Annotated in this window: 6 protein-coding genes and 1 pseudogene; 1 reads left to right on the top strand and 6 read right to left on the bottom strand. The window is 38.7% G+C overall.

What is annotated here, in order from left to right; all coding sequences use genetic code 11:
* Positions 1-345: 345 nt before the first annotated feature.
* The 5 genes from ABYD77_RS06730 to ABYD77_RS06750 all read right to left on the bottom strand — a co-directional run bounded on the left by ABYD77_RS06730 (position 346) and on the right by ABYD77_RS06750 (position 5335).
* Positions 346-1332 carry a restriction endonuclease gene (locus tag ABYD77_RS06730; protein ID WP_372768252.1) on the bottom strand — a complete coding sequence of 329 codons (987 nt, stop codon included), beginning with the start codon at positions 1330-1332 and terminating at the stop codon, positions 346-348.
* Positions 1319-2464 (bottom strand): hypothetical protein, encoded by a 1146-nt coding sequence (locus ABYD77_RS06735; RefSeq protein ID WP_372768254.1) that lies wholly within the window; start codon positions 2462-2464, stop codon positions 1319-1321. Before ABYD77_RS06735 ends, ABYD77_RS06730 begins: the two co-directional genes overlap by 14 nt.
* 4 nt (positions 2465-2468) lie before the next feature.
* A complete protein-coding gene (locus ABYD77_RS06740; RefSeq protein ID WP_372768256.1) occupies positions 2469-3887 on the bottom strand; it encodes a hypothetical protein in 1419 nt (472 codons plus the stop codon).
* A 173-nt stretch (positions 3888-4060) separates the two neighbouring features.
* Positions 4061-4678, bottom strand: coding sequence for a metallophosphoesterase (locus ABYD77_RS06745; protein WP_372768258.1), 618 nt, complete (start codon positions 4676-4678; stop codon positions 4061-4063).
* Positions 4679-4687: 9 nt separating this feature from the next.
* Positions 4688-5335, bottom strand: a complete 648-nt coding sequence (locus ABYD77_RS06750) for a hypothetical protein (protein ID WP_372768260.1) — start codon at positions 5333-5335, stop codon at positions 4688-4690.
* Positions 5336-5423: 88 nt separating this feature from the next.
* On the opposite strand from ABYD77_RS06750, the gene ABYD77_RS06755 reads away from it, so the two are divergent.
* Positions 5424-6416 (top strand): helix-turn-helix transcriptional regulator, encoded by a 993-nt coding sequence (locus ABYD77_RS06755; RefSeq protein ID WP_372768262.1) that lies wholly within the window; start codon positions 5424-5426, stop codon positions 6414-6416.
* A gap of 378 nt (positions 6417-6794) precedes the next feature.
* Here ABYD77_RS06755 and ABYD77_RS06760 read toward each other — a convergent pair.
* A pseudogene (locus tag ABYD77_RS06760) lies at positions 6795-6927 on the bottom strand (IS3 family transposase); the annotation flags it as partial.

Consider the following 6927-nt stretch of genomic DNA (forward strand, 5'->3'; position numbering starts at 1 on the left):
ACTTAACGACTGCTTTGCCAAAAGCGAACATTGAGTCTAGATTTTGCTGCCTCAGAATATAAAACACAAAACCCGGCTATAAGGCAACTAGAAAACTACTTCACACATTAGGAATACAAGAAACAATGTGGGCGTAATTGGTGAGCTATTTTACTAGCAGAAGCCAAGACGCGATCCCATTGGACATCAATTTAATTAGCCATAGCTTCAAACAGCTATCAACCTAACTTTTTGATATATAAAACAAATACATCTAACACAATATTGAACGTTTGGTTTACTTCAAAGCAATTTTGTACGTCCATAGCGAGCTTATTGCCTAGCTCTGTTTATCTGGAGCGAAGGTTAATTAATAATCTGCGGTAATATTGATACACCAAGCTGCTCTTTAAATTTAGGACTTAATTGCTCAATGCGGTTATACACCCAGTCTATTAAGTCCTCACCAGTCATAACTTTAATATTATGTTCAGAGGCAAGGCTAACAGTTGAATCGTCAACACTTCCAGTAGTGATCACCCATTTGTCGTGGTGTTCATCTTCATCAATATCTACCAGTTGTTTTACAGCCCAATCGCTTGTATTTCCTTTATGGTGTTTAACCTGGATGAATACCCGATTTGATGAAACAGGGTCATTGCGGGTTGCGGTTATATCTATGTCAGAAATATCTGACGATTGGTTTTTGGCTTCAATATGAGCAGTGTAGCCTTCAATTTCCAGCAGCTCCTTTACTAGCTGTTCTAGGCCGTACCCACCACTTTTCAACGTTGTATTTCCATTCACTAAATTTGAAAGCAGGTTCTGTTTAAATGATTCAATGGCTGCATCTTTCTTTTGCTGAAAAATGCTGTCAAAGCAAACTTTATTGTCTGTTTCTAACTGGCTGACATACTCTGTAATTTCATCACGAAAATCATTTAGTGATGCGATGGACATTCTAATTTTTAATCTGCTTTCCAGCCCTTGGGATAGGTTAGAACGAGGGATCCTAATAACTGAGCCTTGTTCATCTTTGAAGTAATTGACGCTAACTCTGTTCTCTCCATACTGGATGCCTTGTCCGTAACTTTTAGTGCCCTCAACCTTGCCAAGTACTATTGCTCTGTATACCGGAATAACAACTACATCACCTTTTTTCAGTTCATAAAACCGCTTCATTTGGTTTCTGTGTCGGCCAACCGCTATTCCATTATTTGCAAGGTAATCACAAATAGCGCTTATTGAGTCAAACGCTGAAAAATTTGCCTGTCCCCAGCCATATCCCGCTAAATTATCGGTTATTAATTCTGATGGACTCCTAACAAGAACAATGTTTTTATCGGTTAGCATGACCTACTTCTCTTTCTAGAAAGTTGTACAATTCCGGCGAGTGTTTTTGTAATTTCATCAGTGCGGACTTATCCGAAGCCATCGTGAAAAATACGTAGAAAAAGCCCCAGGTCACAATGCTCGTACAAAAAAGGACGCCAAAGAATGTATTTGGGAGAAAAGTTAACTCGATAGACAGAGTGGTGGTAACGAAATTACTTAACTCGATCATTTCTTGCTTAAAATTCTCTAAACAGATAACGATTGAGCCTGCAAAAGCAAACATAGATACAAGGGCTGTTGCTTTAATTCTATATTCATCAAGAAAGCCAGCAATAGTATCAAGTGCTTTTTCTTTCCTGTTGTTGAGTGACGCATGTAAGCGGTGAATTAATTGTTGTTCTTCTTGCGGCAATGCTCTTAGCATACTGTGTTGTTCTGAAATCTGCTGTTCAATAGATGCAACTTGTCTTAAGTATGGTTTTTGCCTTAACTCTAAAATGTTTAAACACTCGTCCGCTTTTTCATGCAAAGAGTTAATCTGAGCATTTAAATCTGATTTCAAATTATCGATATTTTTTTTCGTTTCTTTCCCTTTATTACTTTTTAAGCTGATACTACCATTTTTATTAAAGCTCCCATTGCTAGCCCTATAGTTTTCTATGGTCGCTTCAATGTTAGTTTGGGTTTGAGTAATCAGATTCAAAGAAGTGAATAGTGAGTCTAGATGAGTTCTGTCTTCTGAGGAAAATTTAAGCTGCTCTACGACTAAATCTTTATCTGTCAGGTTTATGGAACTAGAACTGCTTATCTCCTTAAACTGAGTAACAAAATTAATTTGTTGCCTAAAAGTATTAACCACATTTGCAGGCTCAATTAAAGTCTTCTTTAATCGCTCTATTTCAACCTGAACTTTCTTCTCTTCTTCTTTAACTCTTTTTTGGGTTGCATCAATTTCAGCTTTTTCTTGTTCCGTTAGCTTTAATGTATCAAGTTCAATTGACGGTGCTTTAACCCACTTAAATAAGTAAAATAAAAACACAGAAATATAAAGCACGACTCCCACTGTGCCTATCAATAGTATTAGAAATGCGACTATGAATAGGATGATAAAAATAATAGAGTTATTTTGTTTATTATTATTTCTAGCCATTTTCTTATCCTCTTAATGCACTGCTAACTCTATCCACCCCTCTTACACCTGAAATACTCAGAACGTTCGGGTTGAATATTTTCCCTTCTTTACGGGCTATTAATCTTGAAATGATGGGGGTTGCCACAGCTAAGAAGAAAAGAGCTAATGTACGCTTATTTCTTCTAGCTTGTCTTGTTTTCCCTGAAGGATTCATAGCAATTAAAATCGCACTGACTAGCATAAGCGCCCAAACGACTTTTGTTACGACGATAATAGGCAGCAAAGCTCGTGGCCCAACATTCCATGTAGCGGCAATTACTTTATATGTTAGAAAAACAGTTGGTCCCCAAAGGATTAAATTTGCCAAGATGGCTGGTATAGGCATTGAGAAAATAAAAAGGCTAATTGCCACAGGCCAAGCGAATATGCCCGCTGAATACATTAGATCATCAAAATCGTAATATACTGGAGCCTTGCGAGCTAAACCAACTATGGTGCCAATACACGTAAAAATGGTTACGATCGACATAGTGATTAGCACTATTAGCTGGTTTCCACCTTTGGAAGCCTGCTCTAATGCGGGTTTTCCTATAGATTCTTTTGCTTTTTGACTTTTAATGTCATGAAGCAGGCTTTCAATTTCCTTTTTAATTTCTTGTTGGCGAGCAAGGTGTTCTATTGAGGTTAAATCATTGCTTTTAACATATTCTGATAATTGCGCTTCCAGCTTCGCTTGTTCTTTGAAATATAAAGCTAAATTATCAATTTTCGTCAATTTATCTTTTAAAGTATCCCTGCTATTTTCATAGCGTTTTCGAATTTCTTGATTGGGATGCTCTCTATAACTGACATTTTTGTTGAAGAGTTCAAGGAACCATTTTGAGGACGAGTATTCTGATTGAAGTTGTTTATTTAATTCTGTATAGGTATAGCTATCGCTGCCTACCGCATACTGAGAATACTTATTCAGTAAGTTATCTATATATGCATTTAATTTATCAAAATCTTTTTGATAATGGTTAATATCGCCAATTCTGGATTGTTTAATATATTTAACAATTAGCTCTGCGCTGTTAGTAAACCCATTTTTTAATGTATCGCCACTGGCCATTTCATTTTCAGAATAAATGACATTATTTCCTTCAGAGTAGCAACTTTGTAAGGCTCTTTCGTAAGCGGATTTTTCTACGGGGAGGCTATACGGTGCGGTTTTAGGTGGAGATATTTTATGGCCGTATAAACTTACTGGTAGCCTAACATTACTTTTTTCGCCTTGTTCGATATACCACAAAAAGTCTTGGGGGTTATAGCTCAGCCATCCTAATTGATCACAATCAAGCGCGGGACTCCCAATATTTGTATTTGCTGAAAGGCTACCTGAAAATAGCAGGGTCAATGCAAATAATGATTTTAATGGGGTCCAATAGTTACACCTTTCCATATAATCCACATCCTACTGATTTTTTTATTGTTTTAGTTGCTGATTCTGCCACAAATAGACAATCGAGTCATCAGCCTCCTAATTGCATTGAGACTGCATGGCATTCTTTCTTATTCTTTACCTGACGACCTGTTGACTTGCTCGCTACCTTTACTCATATTGAATATCCACTGTCATGGCTGTACTTCGTTCGAGTTAATAATCTCAATACTTGCGTAACTTGCTTGGTTATTTTTATGCACACCGCCAGGGTTCGAAATGATTACAGAGCCTAAGCGGATTGCATGCTTAACGGGCCTGTGAACATGTCCACACAAAAGATATTTCGCTTTGGATAAGCTGGTTTTAAGTGCTGTTTTTATAACACTGCAACCGAAGTCTTCGCCTGATGATTTGGCACAGGATGAATTGATTGGCGGCACATGGTATAAAACGACATCACAATCATCATAGGCTTCGAAGTTATCCGCTTCATAGCCAATACAGCCAAACATAATACCATCAATTAAGGTTCTCGTTCCGTCACCATACAGACCCGAACCACTGGACAGCCAAGACAAAGAGCCCTTGAAGTAGTCGTGATTACCTGAGCAAACAAATAACGGCTGTTCAAATTTTTTGAACCAGTTCGTAAAGAATATGACTTGTTCCGCCAATGAGGTTGTTGCTTCTTCTCTGTCATCGAGGAAATCCCCTGTCAGGCAGACTACATCATAGCTCGCCCGATTTGCCTCTATCCAGCTGATGGCGTCTCGGGAAAAGTGCAAATCGGTGCAATGCAAAATCTTCATATAAGCTGCTTAAACCGTTATTTGCAAAATATCCACAACTGTTTTTGTGTTGCCGGAAGCACTCAATCGGCCTTTTGAATTAAACGGGAGATCCAAAGTGGGATCTTCTAAAAACACCTGCTCAATAGATCTGCTGATATTGACCGTCTTATCTGCCTTTGGCGTAACATGGTAGGGATTGGTCGTCAGCCATAACGAGATTTCACTTTCACCGTCTGCCACTGACGTCATGGATATCAATGCTTCCATTTTCCCCTGTAGTTGGCCTTTATTCGAAACAGTGGACACCCAGTTTTTACCCGATGTATCAATGCCGTTTAGCTTTTTAAGCAACAGGTTCAAGTTGTCATCCAAATTGTCACTGTGCCACGAAATCCAAGTCTTTCCTTTTTTATGCTCACGAAACCAACGCTCTTTAAGAGAATTAGTGTATTCACCAACATACAGGATGTTTTCTTCTGTTGGCTCAGTTCCTATGGTCACCAAGTATGTTGAACATTCGGCATTAAGAATTTCCTCTGTCACCAAGTGGATTGCGGTTGGATTCTCCCAGTCCCATGTTTTGCCGTTTGATGTAATTTCGAAAGGCGTATCTGATAAGTAAAACTGGCCGACTTTGACAAACTCAAAACCCTTAAATAATTTTCTTGTGATCACTACGTTATCCTCTTGTGTTTCCTGGTTCCATTATGCAACACTGAACCGACAAATTATGTCGCTAAGGTAAATTAGTCAAGATAAGCGTATGACTGTAAGTGATAAAAAGGTGTTTGAACGGATTTTGGCGATGGCTGCATGTATCCCTGTGGAGCCAAGATCTAAAACGGCTAAGGAAATATTAGGGACGTTAGTTGCTGAGTATGGAGGGCATTTTAATGTCAGCCTAAGAACAATAGAGCGCGATCTGCAAACTTACTCGACTATTCTCGGTTTACTCAGTACAGAAGGGCGACCGAGTAAATGGTACTTTGCAAGCGATTCAAAGTTCAGGTACTTAAATAAGCTCCCGATAGAGCAAGCCTTGTCTCTCAGCCTGGTTGAGCAACATCTGACTAATTATCTTCCGCATTCGATTTTCGAAGGCCTAGCTCCGGTTTTTAAACAGGCAAATGATACCTTACTCTCTGCTGATAATTTAAATGCATGGAAACACAAAGTAGCCTCAATTCCCGACGGCTTTGTCGTTCAACCTGATGAAATTGATGAAGTTGTGCTGAGTGTCTTACATGATGCTTTGCTGACTAATAAAGTCGTCAAAATAAAATATGATGACCAAGATAAATTTCACCCAATTAAGCCATTAGGCTTGATTGTTCGAGGGAAGAAATTGGTATTGGCCTGTCGGTACTACGATTATAAGGACGTAAGAACGATTCTAGTTCATCGAATCAAAGTGATTGAAACTACCAATGAGCATTTTGACAATGATTTTAATTTAGCTGCATTTATAAAAAGTGACGAAGCGTTTGTTTTGATTTCTGATACTCCACTTTCCCTGACAATGCATGTCACTGGGCATGTTAAGAAATTACTTTCAGAGCAACAGCTCTTGCCTAACCAAGAAATCACAGATATTGATGGAAGCTGGGCGTCTGTTGAAGTGATCATAGGCCACACCTTGGAATTGGAGAACTGGATACTCAGCCACAGCGACCAAATTAAAGTTATTGAGCCATTACATTTCAGGGAGAAAATCAACAAGCGGTTAAGTGCTGCATTATCACATTATGCTAAATAAGCGGCGTAATTTGTCGCAGTCATAGGCCGTGTTCTGATTCTATTTAAGCGGTTTATAGAATCAACAAATGAATAACGATGCCAGAAAAGAGGTGAAGTCCAGCTCAATGTCTGTAGATCGCTCTTAGCTGTACTTCGCTAACGAGCCAATTTTGGACGGTGACACGCCTACAGCAGGGGCAAACCAGAGCGAAGCGTAGGTATACCTCTATTGATTTAAGCTTTGTTGTATTTCTTCGATTTTATTCTCTAAGGCTGATTGCTCAGCGAGTAGGTCGTCATGTTTTCGGTTCATAACTTTCTCAATTTCTTCTAACTCCGCCAATTTCTTATCCCATCTTTCCTGCTTTGCTTCCGTACAGAACATTGACTGTAGTGGTCAACTAATTTTGGCCACAGTTTTAGAATCTTTATTTCTTACTTCAGACTCATGTGGTGCTAGGCCAGCATTATAGTGATGTGGCCTAACGTTGTTGTAATATTCATTTATATAATCGCTAATACTGTATTTA

Source organism: Pseudoalteromonas sp., assembly GCF_041629635.1.
In the GTDB taxonomy this organism is placed as follows: domain Bacteria; phylum Pseudomonadota; class Gammaproteobacteria; order Enterobacterales; family Alteromonadaceae; genus Pseudoalteromonas.

Excerpts from the sequence above, each read along its gene's own strand:
- ABYD77_RS06730 (WP_372768252.1), bottom strand. The coding sequence starts at position 1,332 with ATGCTAACCGATAAAAACATTGTTCTTGTTAGGAGTCCATCAGAATTA.
- ABYD77_RS06735 (WP_372768254.1), bottom strand. The coding sequence starts at position 2,464 with ATGGCTAGAAATAATAATAAACAAAATAACTCTATTATTTTTATCATC.
- ABYD77_RS06740 (WP_372768256.1), bottom strand. The coding sequence starts at position 3,887 with ATGGAAAGGTGTAACTATTGGACCCCATTAAAATCATTATTTGCATTG.
- ABYD77_RS06745 (WP_372768258.1), bottom strand. The coding sequence starts at position 4,678 with ATGAAGATTTTGCATTGCACCGATTTGCACTTTTCCCGAGACGCCATC.
- ABYD77_RS06755 (WP_372768262.1), top strand. The coding sequence starts at position 5,424 with ATGACTGTAAGTGATAAAAAGGTGTTTGAACGGATTTTGGCGATGGCT.